General features: G+C 45.8%; 12 protein-coding genes. 9 read left to right on the top strand and 3 right to left on the bottom strand.

Features of this window, described 5'->3' with window-relative positions:
- Positions 1-182: 182 nt before the first annotated feature.
- From DVY93_RS08890 to DVY93_RS08875, 4 genes are all read left to right on the top strand, one after another.
- Positions 183-1,280: a LysM peptidoglycan-binding domain-containing protein gene (locus tag DVY93_RS08890; RefSeq protein ID WP_230710390.1), complete on the top strand. Its 1,098-nt coding sequence runs from the start codon at positions 183-185 to the stop codon at positions 1,278-1,280.
- Between the two features lie 59 nt (positions 1,281-1,339).
- On the top strand, positions 1,340-2,605 hold the full coding sequence (gene dprA / locus DVY93_RS08885) for a DNA-processing protein DprA (RefSeq protein ID WP_230710388.1): 1,266 nt from the start codon (positions 1,340-1,342) through the stop codon (positions 2,603-2,605).
- Positions 2,606-2,722: 117 nt separating this feature from the next.
- Complete coding sequence (locus DVY93_RS08880; RefSeq protein ID WP_230710386.1) at positions 2,723-3,352, top strand: L-threonylcarbamoyladenylate synthase; 630 nt, start codon at positions 2,723-2,725, stop codon at positions 3,350-3,352.
- Positions 3,353-3,588: 236 nt separating this feature from the next.
- Positions 3,589-4,596 (top strand): epimerase, encoded by a 1,008-nt coding sequence (locus tag DVY93_RS08875; RefSeq protein ID WP_230710384.1) that lies wholly within the window; start codon positions 3,589-3,591, stop codon positions 4,594-4,596.
- Positions 4,597-4,708: 112 nt separating this feature from the next.
- Here DVY93_RS08875 and DVY93_RS08870 read toward each other — a convergent pair whose 3' ends face one another.
- Positions 4,709-6,127, bottom strand: coding sequence for an alpha/beta hydrolase (locus DVY93_RS08870; protein WP_230710382.1), 1,419 nt, complete (start codon positions 6,125-6,127; stop codon positions 4,709-4,711).
- 455 nt (positions 6,128-6,582) lie between these two features.
- Here DVY93_RS08870 and grpE point away from each other — a divergent pair, with 455 nt between their 5' ends.
- Both grpE and dnaK read left to right on the top strand, forming a co-directional pair.
- Positions 6,583-7,182 (top strand): nucleotide exchange factor GrpE, encoded by a 600-nt coding sequence (gene grpE, locus DVY93_RS08865; RefSeq protein WP_193006441.1) that lies wholly within the window; start codon positions 6,583-6,585, stop codon positions 7,180-7,182.
- 182 nt (positions 7,183-7,364) lie between these two features.
- Positions 7,365-9,308, top strand: a complete 1,944-nt coding sequence (gene dnaK / locus DVY93_RS08860) for a molecular chaperone DnaK (protein WP_230710380.1) — start codon at positions 7,365-7,367, stop codon at positions 9,306-9,308.
- A gap of 58 nt (positions 9,309-9,366) precedes the next feature.
- Here dnaK and DVY93_RS08855 read toward each other — a convergent pair whose 3' ends face one another.
- Positions 9,367-10,191 carry a methyltransferase domain-containing protein gene (locus tag DVY93_RS08855; RefSeq protein WP_230710378.1) on the bottom strand — a complete coding sequence of 275 codons (825 nt, stop codon included), beginning with the start codon at positions 10,189-10,191 and terminating at the stop codon, positions 9,367-9,369.
- A gap of 59 nt (positions 10,192-10,250) precedes the next feature.
- Entirely contained in the window at positions 10,251-11,501 is a 1,251-nt protein-coding gene (locus tag DVY93_RS08850) for an 8-amino-7-oxononanoate synthase (protein ID WP_230710376.1), read from the bottom strand.
- A 288-nt stretch (positions 11,502-11,789) separates the two neighbouring features.
- Here DVY93_RS08850 and DVY93_RS08845 point away from each other — a divergent pair, with 288 nt between their 5' ends.
- The 3 genes from DVY93_RS08845 (at position 11,790) to DVY93_RS08835 (ending at position 13,901) form a co-directional block, all read left to right on the top strand.
- Entirely contained in the window at positions 11,790-12,332 is a 543-nt protein-coding gene (locus tag DVY93_RS08845; protein ID WP_230710374.1) for a porin family protein, read from the top strand.
- A 198-nt stretch (positions 12,333-12,530) separates the two neighbouring features.
- Entirely contained in the window at positions 12,531-13,028 is a 498-nt protein-coding gene (locus DVY93_RS08840) for an NfeD family protein (RefSeq protein WP_230710372.1), read from the top strand.
- A 12-nt stretch (positions 13,029-13,040) separates the two neighbouring features.
- Positions 13,041-13,901 (top strand): SPFH domain-containing protein, encoded by an 861-nt coding sequence (locus DVY93_RS08835; RefSeq protein WP_193006446.1) that lies wholly within the window; start codon positions 13,041-13,043, stop codon positions 13,899-13,901.
- Positions 13,902-13,932 lie beyond the last annotated feature (31 nt).

Raw genomic sequence — 13,932 nt, 5'->3', positions numbered from 1 at the left:
CTAAGAAAGTCTTCAAGAAAGTATCCATATAAGGTTACACTATTGTAATAACTTGTTTATGATTGTGTTATCGTAGATATGATTGTAATATTAGAAATAGCGTCGGCGGATGTTCATTACGCTGTGCGCTTTTTTTCGGAATAACACCAGCCAAAACAGCGATACATACTGTGGGTACAATAATGAAGATGCGCGTAAAAAAGATAGCAAAGGCCCTGTTAATCACGACATTTAGCAGTGCAATGCTGATGACCACCGCTCACGCTAACAATCCATCACCCAGCATCAAAGCGGATGCGCCCAATCGCTACACTGTCAAAAAAGGGGATACGTTGTGGGATATCTCAGGACGCTACTTAGACAGCCCATGGCGCTGGAAGGAGATTTGGGCGACCAATAAACAAATCAAAAACCCCCATCTTATTTATCCGAATGACATTCTTATCTTGTGTGTGATTCAAGGTAAGACGCTTGTTGGGGTGGACACAGGTGAGGGCTGTGCTGGGGTAGAAAAACAGTTAACGGGTGATGTGGTCGCGGGCACGGTAGCCGTGACTTCAACTGCCAATAGTATCCCACCTATCCCATGGTCAGCTATTCAACACTGGTTGGATAAAACGGTCATCGTTGATCCACAAGATTTCAATACCACCCCCTATGTTTTAGCTTCTAAGAACCGTAACTTGATTACTGCTGCTGGTGACAAGGTTTACGCCAAAGGCGTGCCGCTGATCATCGGACAGCGTTATGGTATCTACCGTGAAGGTGAGCTATATGTTGAGCCTAAAACGCAAGAAGTTATCGGTCTAGAAGTCACGCAAGTGGCAACAGGTTTGGTCACCTCTACAGAAAGCAATGGTGTCACCAGCTTACAGCTGACGGACAGTTACGGTAAAGAAGTGCGTGAAGGTGATCGCGTATTTGTTGAGCTAAATAACTCGATCCCGCCAGTGTTTTATCCAGCCCCAGCGACGGTCAGTCGTGGTGGGTTGATTGTACGAGTAATGGACTCAATCAGTTCAGCGGCAAAGGGTAGTGTGGTCGCCATCAACCTAGGGAGCACCCATGGGGCTAAACCTGGTGATGTCCTGACCGTTTATCAAAAAGGTCCCTTGGTACGCGATACCAAAGACAATGATATGCCGGTACGTTTGCCAAATGAGCCAAGCGGTATGGTCATGATCTTTAATACTTTTGACCATATTAGCTATGCGTATGTGTTAGATTCTGAGCTACCCCTCAACGTTGGTGATCAATTACTACCGCCGCCTTATTTATAAACACATTACTGGTTCATTGGACGAGCCAATCTAAGCCCGCTTGTGTGAGAGAAATGACTATGACAGCAGTCTCCTCTTTATTAACCGACGATCAGCGCGCCATATTGGCGCTGTGGTATGAGGTGAATGCGTCATTATCTGCTTACCACAAGCTGCTCACCGCCTTTGGTCACGCACAGCTTGCTTGGCAAGCCAAAGTAGACGCGTGGCGGCAGTTAGGTATTCATCATACCCACCTTAAACGTCATGAACAGCCTGAGCAAACCCTCGCCAATATCGATAAAATCCAGCAGGCGTTAGTCACCGGTCGGTATGGCCTAATATTCGCCGATCAGCCCGACTATCCCGCCCAGCTCCTACATATTTATGACCCACCGCCCTTATTGTTTTACCGTGGTAATAGCACGCGTCTACAGCAAGCACAAATTGCTATCGTTGGCAGTCGAAAACCCACCGCCCATGCACAAAAAACCACTTTTGATATGGCGCAGTATTTAGCCCAAGCAGGTTATATTATCACCAGTGGTCTCGCTATGGGAGTCGATAAGCGCGCCCATTTAGGGGCTTTGGCGCAGGTGGATTCTGAGTATCAAGGTCGCACGGTTGGGGTGATGGGGACAGGCATTGATGTGAATTACCCCAATCACCATGACCAGCTATTTGCTCAGATTGTCGAGCAAGGTGGCTGTATTATTAGTGAGTTGTTGCCCCATACCCCGCCGCATAAGCATACCTTCCCACGTCGTAACCGTTTGGTGGCTGGTATGAGCTTGGCAACGATCGTGACAGAAGCGACGATTCAAAGTGGTTCACTCATTACCGCCCGCCTAACCTCTGAGCAAGGCAAACAAGTGTTTGCGATACCAAGCCATATTGACAATAGCAATGCCGAGGGCTGTCATCATCTGATACGCGAAGGGGCCACTTTGATTTATCACCCTCAACAAGTCATCGAAGATGTGAATAGTCAGTTGGCTTACGGTAGCCTTGTACGTCAAGCAGAAAACCTTGCCAATTCCCCTGTATCTAGCACCACTGATCCTCGATCGGAAGTTCAACAGCCGTCTCATGCTGTGGGTAGAGATAAAGCCGCTGCCACAGATAACAGCCAGCTATTGGCATCTAATATCAAATCTCAGCGTAGCGCTATCTCCGTACCTGCGCACCTAACGGCAGTTTACGAGCAGCTCGACTGGCATGGACAAGATTTGGATGCACTCATCATTGCCACTGGACTCATCGCACCGCAGCTGATAGGACAGTTAATGGAGCTTGAGCTATTAGGCGTTATTCACGTACAAGGTGGGCGTTACTTACGCGTTTAGAATGACAGCTCTGTGTTTCTACCAGTATGGTGCTCAGATCATAGCCGCTAACTGAGGTGTGCGTCTGTTGTGTTATTATTGGTGCTTATCTTTATATCATGATGATTTATTCAAACTATGAACCACTCTGCTTCCATCACTACGTCTTCTACCATTCAAGCGGCTAACTGTCTAAAAGCAGGACAGCTGCTTGCTTATCCAACCGAGAGCGTGTGGGGGATAGGCTGCGACCCCTATGACAAACAAGCGGTTGAGCGTATTTTAGCCATCAAACAGCGCCCACAGTCCAAAGGGATGATTGTTATTACTGACAGTGTAGAGCGTGTGTCACCTCTGCTAGCACCGTTAAGTGAGGCGCAACGTCACCCCATGCTCAAGAGCTGGCAAACGGATAGTGAGCATGTAGAATTACAATATAAGCAAGCGCATACTTGGTTGGTACCTATCCCGCAAACACTGGCTACCACTATTCCGCCTTGGATAACTGGCCAACATCAGACCGTGGCAATTAGGGTGATCGCCCACCCTCTAATCCGTGAGCTGTGCCAACAGCTAGCCGGCGCTCATAATCCATTTGGTTTGCTGGTTTCCACCAGTTGTAACCCATCAGGGCAACCGCCAGCTAAGACTTTTTCTGAAGCGTATGCTTATTTCAGCGAGCAAATCAGCTACTTGCAAGCCGAGACGCTCGGTTACACGTTACCCAGCCAAATTCGTGATGCCACCACAGGCTTAATCATTCGTTAAAGGATGGGGGTGACCTCATCAGTAGGGCCGCACACCACCTTAGCTTGCGGTTAAGATACCGTTGGTTTTTATATTCGCCGTAACATTTTTTGGTATAGTTAACCTGCTGTTGTACACGGTAGGGCTTTACCAAAAGTATGTAAAAGTCCTTTTGATATCACCATCAAAAAAGCAGACGATGGTGATAAAGGCTCAAGGCTTACTGAGTGATAAACAACCAATGCAGGGAGTAGGGCATGAATATTTTAATCAGCGGTGGCTCGGGGTTTTTGGGAAGCGCGTTCAGTAAGGAGATCCTAAAACGCTATCAGAGTGCAGATACAGACCTACATATTACTTGGTTAACACGTGATAGCAGTCAGGCGCATCCCAACGATATCCAAATGATGACTTATGACGAGCTTGCACAGACTGATTTGGGCTTTGATGTTATTTTAAATTTAGCGGGTGCGGGTATTGCTGATGCGCGATGGAGTGATGAGCGTAAAGAGCAGTTGCTCGCCAGCCGTATTAAGCCGACCGAGTCCATACTCGAATTTATCGCTCGCACGAGTACTAAACCTAAGTTGCTGGTCAGCGGCTCAGCCATTGGCTGGTATGGTACCCAAGGCGATAAGCCGCTCAACGAAAATAGTGGTTTTGAGCCAGATTTTGCCCATCAATTATGTGATGAGTGGGAGCAGTTAGCCTTAGAAGCAACCAATTATGGTGTCCCTGTGGCTATCGTACGTACGGGTGTGGTCATTCATCCTGACGGCGGTATGCTTGGTAAGCTTTTAACGCCTTTTAAAATGGGTGTCGGTGGGCAGCTAGGCGACGGCAAACAGATCATGAGTTGGATCAGCCGTGAGGACTGGGTGGGGGCCGCGATATTTATCATTGAGCAGCATCTTACGGGTAAGGCTGGTAGTGGGACAATCGATACTGGGGAAATGGATACTGAGAACGTTGAGCGCGCCGCCACCGTTGACAATACCTTACCGACTGCAAATGAGACACCAGCGGTCGTATATAACCTTACTGCTCCTAATCCAGTGACCAATCACACCTTTACCAAAACGTTGGGAGCGTGGCTACATCGCCCCACCTTTTTTACATTACCAGCGTTTTTACTCAAGCTTATGTTTGGTGAGATGGCAACCTTGTTGATTGACGGACAAAAGGTGTTACCGCAAGCGCTCCTTGAGTCAGGTTATACGTTTAGACAACCAACGCTCAAACAGGCATTAGAAGAGCAGGACTAGAGAAGTTAGTATTGTTTCATGTGAAACATAACAGTTGAATTTAATACTTGTCAAAACCTCTACCATAACAAAGTAGTAGAGGTTTTTTATTGGTCTCTAGAGGCGCGCTTGACTACGCGGCTAACTGATTTTGTGCGCTAATGGCGTCTCGTACGAAGCGAGCAAAGCCATCAATGATGTTGCTTGTTTCTTGAGCAAGGCCCTCATGAACGCTCATAAAATGAATAAAACCATGCGGTGCACCAAGTACTGTACTTGTCTGGACTGGGATGCCATGCGCTTTTATTTGCTTGGCATAAGCAAATGCTTCATCACGCAAAACATCTAACTCAGAAGCAACGATATAAGTGGGGCACACTTTACGGTTATCACCGAGCATTGGCGCGTTCAGCACATGCTGGCGTGGTAATGAGCTGTTTTTGAAACAAGCTGCGTCAAATACCGCCACGTCAGCATGATCTAAGAGTAGACCTTCACCATACAACTCCCAGCTTGGGTAGTCCGTTTCAATATCCGTAACAGGATATAAAGGCATTTGCGCCAGTGGCTTGGGTAGGCGCTCTAATAAGTTAAACGTCTTTTGACCATTCGCTCCTAAGTCGAGCCACGCGCTTTCAGTTGGCGCGGTAAGCTGCTGAGCAAGCAGGGTGCATAGTCCGCCACCCGCACTATCGCCTGCTAGGACAATACGCGACGGTGCAGCGTTTAGGGTATGGCAGTGCGTAGCCAGCCAAGCATAAGCAGTAGTGCAGTCTCTCAATGCGGCTGGAGCAGGATTCTCAGGTGCCAAGCGATAGTCAACACTGACGACTGGCCAGCCAGTGCGCGCGCAAACGGCGTGGCAGAACTCATGATGAGTATCGATATCACCAATACAAAAACCGCCCCCATGAAAAAACATCATCACCGTTTCATCAGGATTTTGTATAGGGCGTTTTTTAAAGCCAACACCATTAGAGCGAGACACCGTTTGATAGCAGCGAATCGTCATGTCGCCATCATCAGCATTGGCAATGATTTTGTCTTCCCAGCAGATAGGCGTATCACCTTTTTGGGTAAAGCGTTTGATATTGCTGAGCACACTCCCACTCGCTTGTTTCCATACTTTTGGTGCTTGCATGGCCACGGCATCAGCGGCAAATTTTTCGCGCAGCTCACACATTGGCGTGAGCTCTAGTGGGGTTTTAAGCTGACTATTTATCGCGAGAATCAAACGTAAATGCGCATCGGCATGGAGATATTGTTTTGACGTCGGCCCTTTTAAATAACCGACCATGCGCTCTAATAAAGGGGTAGGTAGGTAGCCCAAGGCTTTCATAGCGTGGTGCAATGTATGCGGGTGACGGTTGGATATTGAAGCGTAGCCGAGCATTTTTTCTTTCACGGTCAGGCGTTTTCGTTGAGCGTTTTCGTTGATTACATTGTTATTAACATTAGCAACATTATCGACTTGGTCTATCGATGCAAGTTTCAACGTAAACAACGCTTTGTTCAATAAGGTATTGACTGATAAAACGGTCGAATTAGACATAACACTTCTCATCAATAATAGTTAGTATCTGCAATCTCACAGTCGCGTCTACTTTAACGTGAGTTTTACGATATTTGTAGCAATCATAAAGTAATGAATAAAAAAACTGCGTATGGTTTGGTAATGGTTTGGAAAGTAAACGTAAACGTTTTGGAATTGAAAGGAGGTTTTGTTCATTTGGTTAGCGAATACCTCTATGGATTGACACTTAACAAACGCCTGACGAACGTTTTACTGCCCATTTAAAACGTATTTGTAGTAAATGGGAAAAATTCCTACGCTTTAGGCTTGAAATTTGTCCCCATCACCTTTATCAAGCAGCTAGTAAAGCGCATTAATAAAAACAATGAGTAATAACGGTTAAGCATCCAATAAATAAGAGTGCCGTGACTAGCGGTGAGCGAGTTTATTGTGTCTAACATTAATGGTCATTATTAAGATTCCAAGGAGCTATCATGAGCGAGAATAACACCAACCACGAATCACCTAAGCAAAATGTGGCGCATGATAATGTTGATCACGATGACAGTATTTTAGAAGAAACCATGCAAGAGTTTGATCCACAAAATGCATCAGAAGAAGACATGACGATCGAAAATGAAATCGATCTCGACACCTTTAAGGCCCGCATTGCTGAGTTAGAAGGCGAAGTTAAGCAGGCCAAAGAAGGTACTGCCCGTGCCAATGCAGAAGCGTACAATGCGCAAAAACGCATGGAGCAAGAAGCTGATAAGAGCAAAAAATTTGCCTTGCAAAAATTTGCGAAAGAGTTGTTAGAGATCGTCGACAACTTAGAGCGTGCCATTGAAAATGCTGATGCCAATGACCCAGTCGCTGAAGGGGTACAATTGACGCATAAAGCGCTGGTAGCTGTACTAAACAAAAATGGCGTAGAAGCCGTTGATCCACAAGGCGAGAAATTCAATGCGGACTTGCATGAAGCCGTCGGTATCGATGCAGACGCAGAAGCGGATACAGTTGGAACCGTACTGCAAAAGGGCTATAGCTTAAATGGTCGTTTATTACGCCCAGCGATGGTTCGTGTCGGCCAATAGGTTTTTAACGTAAAAAACCCTACTTATATGAAGGTTTTTCACAAAAAGTCACATGAAACACAGTTTTTGCTTGATTATTGACTTGAAAAACGCCATAAGAAAACCGATATAAAGCAACAAGTGACCGACTATGGTCTGAAGATACAAAGATTTATATTTAAAACAATTAGGAGTAATTCATTATGGGTAAAGTAATTGGTATTGATTTAGGTACAACCAACTCATGTGTCGCAGTCATGGAAGGTGACAAAGTTAAAGTCATCGAAAATGCTGAAGGTACACGTACCACACCATCGATTGTCGCCTATAAAAATGACGAAATTTTGGTTGGTCAGTCAGCCAAGCGTCAAGCCGTCACCAATCCAAACAATACGTTGTTTGCGATTAAGCGTTTGATTGGTCGTCGTTTTGATGACAAAGTTGTGCAAAAAGACATCGGTATGGTGCCTTACAAAATCGCCAAAGCGGATAACGGTGATGCATGGGTAGAAGTGAACGGCAAAAAGCTAGCGCCACCACAGGTTTCTGCTGAAATCTTGAAAAAAATGAAAAAAACAGCAGAAGATTATCTTGGTGAGAGCGTGACCGAAGCGGTTGTAACGGTACCTGCTTACTTCAATGACTCACAGCGTCAAGCCACAAAAGATGCGGGTAAAATTGCCGGTCTTGATGTAAAACGTATCATCAACGAACCAACTGCCGCCGCTCTTGCCTATGGTATGGACAAAAAGCAAGGTGATAGCACCGTTGCAGTTTATGACTTGGGCGGTGGTACCTTTGATATCTCAATCATCGAAATTGCTGACGTTGATGGTGAGCAACAGTTCGAAGTACTAGCAACCAATGGCGATACTTTCCTTGGTGGTGAAGATTTTGATTCTGCTTTGATTGACTATTTGGTTGATGAATTCAAAAAAGACCAAGACGTTAACCTAAAAGGTGACTCATTGGCGATGCAGCGTCTAAAAGAAGCGGCAGAAAAAGCCAAAATTGAGCTATCAAGTGCCCAAAGCACCGAAGTAAACTTACCGTACATCACCGCTGATAGCAGTGGTCCTAAGCATTTGGTTGTGACGATCAGTCGCTCAAAACTAGAAAGTCTCACCGAAGACTTAGTACAGCGCACGATGGGTCCTTGTAAAATTGCTCTTGAAGACGCTGGCCTAAAAGTGGGTGATGTCGATGATGTGATTTTAGTGGGTGGTCAGACGCGTATGCCACTTGTACAGCAGAAAGTACAAGAGTTCTTCGGTCAAGAACCACGTAAAGATGTCAACCCTGATGAAGCAGTAGCAGCAGGGGCGGCGATCCAAGGGGCGGTATTGTCTGGCGACAAAACTGACGTATTGCTACTTGATGTCACGCCATTGACGCTTGGTATCGAAACGATGGGCGGGGTCATGACGCCAATCATTGAGAAAAACACCATGATTCCTACTAAGAAATCACAAGTGTTCTCAACGGCTGAAGACAACCAGCCAGCAGTTACCATTCAGGTTTATCAAGGTGAGCGTAAAATCGCCAACCAAAATAAACAGCTTGGCCGTTTTGATCTGACTGACATTCCACCAGCACCACGTGGTCTACCGCAGATCGAAGTGACTTTTGACATCAACGCTGATGGCATCATGAACATCTCAGCGAAAGACAAAGGTACTGGTAAAGCACAAAGCATCCAAATCAAAGCAGACTCTGGCTTGTCGGATGAAGAAGTCGAACAAATGGTTCGTGACGCTGAAGCCAATGCAGCGGAAGATGAGAAGTTCGCTAACCTAGCGCAAGTGCGTAACGAAGCGGATGGTCGTATCCATGCCGTACAAAAAGCACTGAAAGAAGCAGATGACAAAGTGACTGATGAAGAAAAATCAACAGTAGAAACGGCGATTGCTGAGCTTGAAACAGCGGTGAAAGAAGATGATCATGATGACATCAAAGCCAAGCTTGAAGCGTTAGACAATGCCTTCTTACCAATCAGTCAGAAGATCTACGCTGATGGTGGTGCAGGTAGCGAGGGCATGGATCCAAGCCAGTTCCAACAAGGTGCGGACGGTGCTGAAGATAATAGTCAAGCCAATGACGATGTCGTTGATGCAGAGTTCACTGAAGTAGACGATGATAAGAAGTAATATCTCTTAACATCCACTAGAGTTAAGATAAAAAACGCACCTTTCGAGGTGCGTTTTTTTATGGCTGATAAGCGTTGATGATGAGCACTTCATAGGTGAGATACACACAGGGCTGGCCGTTTTCGTCTTGCCCTGAGAACTGCTGCCAATAGGCTTGCTCAAACTGCTGCAAGCTTGTCTTTGTCCAAATAAACGGTTCTATGCTTTGCTGCTCTGTAGTAGTTTGTCGTTGGGTTTGATTGGTCGAGACACCAGTCATTTTCATATGTTTTAGTACGTCATACGGCCGCCTAAACGGTATATCGAAACGCTGGGTCGATAACTGTATCTGTTTGAGGTTGGCTTTATTTAATGCTAAACGCCAGGCTTCAATAGTTGGATAGTACAGACCTTGACCAGTGAGAGTTTTGATCTGATGAAAGTTATTGGGTGTAAAAGTGCTCAGCAGTAGCTGGCCGCCTGCTTTGAGTCGTTTGGTTAACTGTGATACAAAACCTAATGGATCATCAAACCACTGTATGGCATTGGCACTGACAATCAAGCTGTGATTTGTTTCTAGATCCATTGTTTCTGCATCACCAATACGCAGTTGTGCCGCCGGCATTATAGCCTGTAAGTTTGTTGCTTGATGCGCACACAGCTCGTTGATGATCCAGCGTTTGCTTTGCATGTTTGCCGCCAGTAACTGGGTCATCTGTCCAGTACCGGCACCCACTTCCAGCACGCTATCTTGATGCATATGGCTGATGGCAGACAGTAAGTGTTGACAGACATGCTGCTGGATGTGAGCGTGCTGATCATAGGTATTGGCTTGGGCAAAATGACGAGCAATGATCTGCTTTCGAGCGCTCAGCTCGCGTATTGTACTGGGGTGTTCTATCATGTTTATTCATCCAAAATGTCATGAGTGTTTGCTTGGGCAGTCTTAATAAATTTTTTGGGTTATAAGTGCTCGATCAAACGCTGACAGTCCGCTTGACTTACTTGGGCATTCATTACCAAGCGAATGCGTGCGGTATTGGCAGGAACGGTCGGCGGTCTGATAGGTAAGGCGTAGAATCCCGCTGCCTGTAACTGCGCGGCTTTGGCAAGCGTTTGGGCGTTATCACCCAATATATAAGGCACGATAGGTGACTGAGAAATAACCTCTTGCGGTGCTGATGATGCGCGATGCGCGGGTGCGATGGCTTGGCTAAGTTGGAGAGACATCTGAGCCAAATGTTGTCTACGCGCTTGCAGATCAGGCATTTTTGCCAAAATAAAACGTGTCCAAGCATGATTGATCGGTGGTAACGCGGTACTAAAGATCAGCGGACGCATGTGATTGATCAGCCATGATTTCACCGTGTCATCGCACAAAATATACGCGCCGATCGACGCAAATGCTTTGCCAAACGTTCCCACTAAATAATCGATATCAGCCAGCGTTTGCGTGTCTTCTGCCAAACCGCAGCCGTGGTCACCAAAGACGCCGACCGCATGGGCTTCATCCACATACAGCTCAATACGACTGTCTAACGCTTTTAAGCGTACTAAGGCGCGTAAGTCCGCGCGGTCGCCATCCATACTAAAAATACTTTCGGTGATGATAATAATGCGCTCAACGTCACCCTCAGCTTGGGCTAATAATGTGGCCAAGTGCGCGTAGTCATTGTGTCGATAACGCCGATAAGTACATAGTTTATTTTGGCTCAGGCGGATACCGTCGATAATGCTGGCATGCACTAGCTTATCTGCCAGAATAAGAGTTTTAACGGGCAAGGCAGTGAGGGCAGGCAAAATACCAATATTGGCGTGATAGCCACTGTTTATTACCAACGCCGATTTCGTAGCGGTTTTATTTTTTACACCAGCGCTATTTTTTGTACCCGCGGCCAGTTGATACCATTGTTGTAGTTCGCTCTCCAGCGCTGATAGTTGTGCATCATTGCCTGTTAAAAGGCGTGAAGAGGTGGCACTCATTTTAGGCAAGTGTAATGAGGGAAACTGCTGTATGTATTCAAAAAATTCGTCTTGCAGTGCTATGTCGCTACCTAGTCCAAGATAGTCATTACTGGCAATGTTTAGTAGCGCTTTGCCATGGCTGATTACGTAGCGCCCTTGATGCTCAATATCTGGTAGGTGGCGGTACTGCTGCGCGCTTTTTAGCTGCGCAAGGGCAGCTTGTAGTCGCTCATGAATTGGGGTAGCCATACTGAATTGTCCTTTATCGTATGTTAAACCTAGGGAGGAGGGGGCATCACAAGAGGGAAGTATTGCACAGAATCGATAAATGTAACAGAAAGTTTCATATAACTGGCTTTGTTACCCAGGCACTGATAAATACTTGCAAATCTTAACTCGCATACCATCAAACACTGACAGAGTGCTCGAAATAGTTTGTTACTATGTATTCATCGTTAGCAAACAAGGCGATGGGGTCTAAAAGACCGATATAAAACTGATAACTTGTTTGTCCAAATTTATTTCAAGGAGCTAATAATGAAAACTCTACAAAAAACTCTACTTGCCCTAGCAACGGGTTCTTTACTTACCGTAAGTGCGCAAGCAGCCATCGGTTATGGCAACGGCTACACAGGACAGCCTTATGCTGGTGTAAAAGTTGGTCAGTTCGATTTAGACGAAAATGGCGCTGATGATCCAACTGCATACGGTGTATACGGCGGTTACAACTTCGATCCTAACTTCGGTATGGAAGTTGAGTATGTTGGTTCAGACGATGCCGATTACTATAATGGTGACATAGACGCTAAAACGTACGGTGCTTATGGTACGTATCGTTACGCTTTCCCAAATACAGGCTTATATGCCAAGGGTAAACTAGGTCTGGCAAAAACTGAAGTAGAAGGTAACTATCTAGATGAAAATTCTGATAGAAACACGATTTCTAGAGACGACACCAGTATTGCTGGTGGTGTAGGTCTTGGCTATGCAGTAAACCCTGACTTCAGCGTTGAAGCCGAGTATGACATGCTAGGTAGTGATGCCGACCTAATGACTGTTGGTGCCCAATTGAAATTCTAAAAACTTAGGCAGTAGCTTATTAAGTAAAAAACGATCGCTTCGGCGGTCGTTTTTTTATGCTTTTCATTTCTATATGCTTCCATAAGTTTATGGAGAGACATCCCCTCTAGATTGATGATTTTTAAGAAGTTGTATTCTCTAAAAGTGTGTTACATTAAAAGCTAGAACCTCAGAAAAAATACAGGGAGGGTAGCCGTAATGGAGACACTTTGGATGATTGAACCGTGGCATTGGCTGGTATTAGGCTTCGTACTGCTCATTGTTGAGATGTTTGTGCCGACATTTGCAAGCCTGTGGTTTGGTGCAGCTGCCATCATAGTTGCTGCGTTGACATGGTTACTCCCTATTGGGTTCTCTGTGCAGATCGTTATTTGGTTGGTACTTTCTGCGGTTTTTTTGGTGGTATGGTTCAAGTTTATTAAACCTTTATCGGTGGATCGTACTAAGGCAGGGCTTGGCGGTAGTGTGATCGTTGGCGAGACAGGTATGATCGTTCTACAACCACAACCAGATAGAGCGGGCGTCGTACGCTTTAGTGTCCCGATTGTGGGGGCGGCAGAATGGATGTGCCGTACGAGAGGAGAGGTAGTCGCTGTCGGTGATCGGGTTGTGGTGACGGATATCGTTGGCAATGAGCTCATTGTGAGCAGTATGAAATCGCAAGCTGTGCTCAATAAAAACAGGCAAATACAATAATAAGGATGGGTTATGGAAAGCTTTAGCATTGTCATGGTGGTACTGGTCGCACTGGTCGTGTTTACTATATTCAAAGGAGTGCGAATCGTACCGCAAGGGTATAAGTGGGTCATTCAGCGATTGGGCAAATACAGCCAAACCCTAGAGCCGGGGCTAAACTTGATTATCCCTTATGTGGATGATGTGGCTTACAAAGTAACGACTAAAGATATCGTGCTTGATATTCCTTCACAAGAAGTCATTACGCGAGACAACGTCGTTATTATTGCAAATGCAGTGGCGTATATTAATATTGTACGCCCTGATAAAGCAGTTTATGGTATCGAAGATTATGAGTACGGGATACGCAATCTAGTACAAACGTCATTGCGCTCAATCGTTGGTGAAATGGATCTAGATAGCGCGTTGTCTAGCCGTGATGAAATTAAAGCCAAGCTCAAACATGCCATCTCAGAAGACATCTCTGATTGGGGCATCACCCTTAAGACGGTAGAGATCCAAGACATCAATCCGTCTGCTACCATGCAAACAGCCATGGAAGAACAGGCAGCAGCCGAACGTCAACGCCGTGCGACAGTGACACGTGCTGATGGCCAAAAACAAGCGGCTATCTTAGAAGCGGATGGCCGCTTGGAAGCCTCACGTCGTGATGCAGAAGCACAGGTGGTACTCGCCCGTGGTTCTGAAGAGTCGATTCGTCTGATTACGAATGCGATGGGGACTGAAGAGATGCCGATTGTTTATTTGTTGGGTGAACAGTATATCAAAGCGATTCGTGAGCTGGCGGAATCTGACAACTCAAAAATGGTGGTCTTACCGGCTGATATTTTAAGCACAGTGAAAGGGATGGTTGGGGATAAGCTGAAAGTGTAGTAACAGTACTTGTATAGGCAGTTTAAAATAA

The organism is Psychrobacter sp. CCUG 69069 (assembly GCF_021023115.1).
GTDB lineage: Bacteria > Pseudomonadota > Gammaproteobacteria > Pseudomonadales > Moraxellaceae > Psychrobacter > Psychrobacter namhaensis.
The sequence above is the reverse complement of the archived record's forward strand: the minus strand, read 5'-3'. Positions and strand labels throughout refer to the sequence as shown.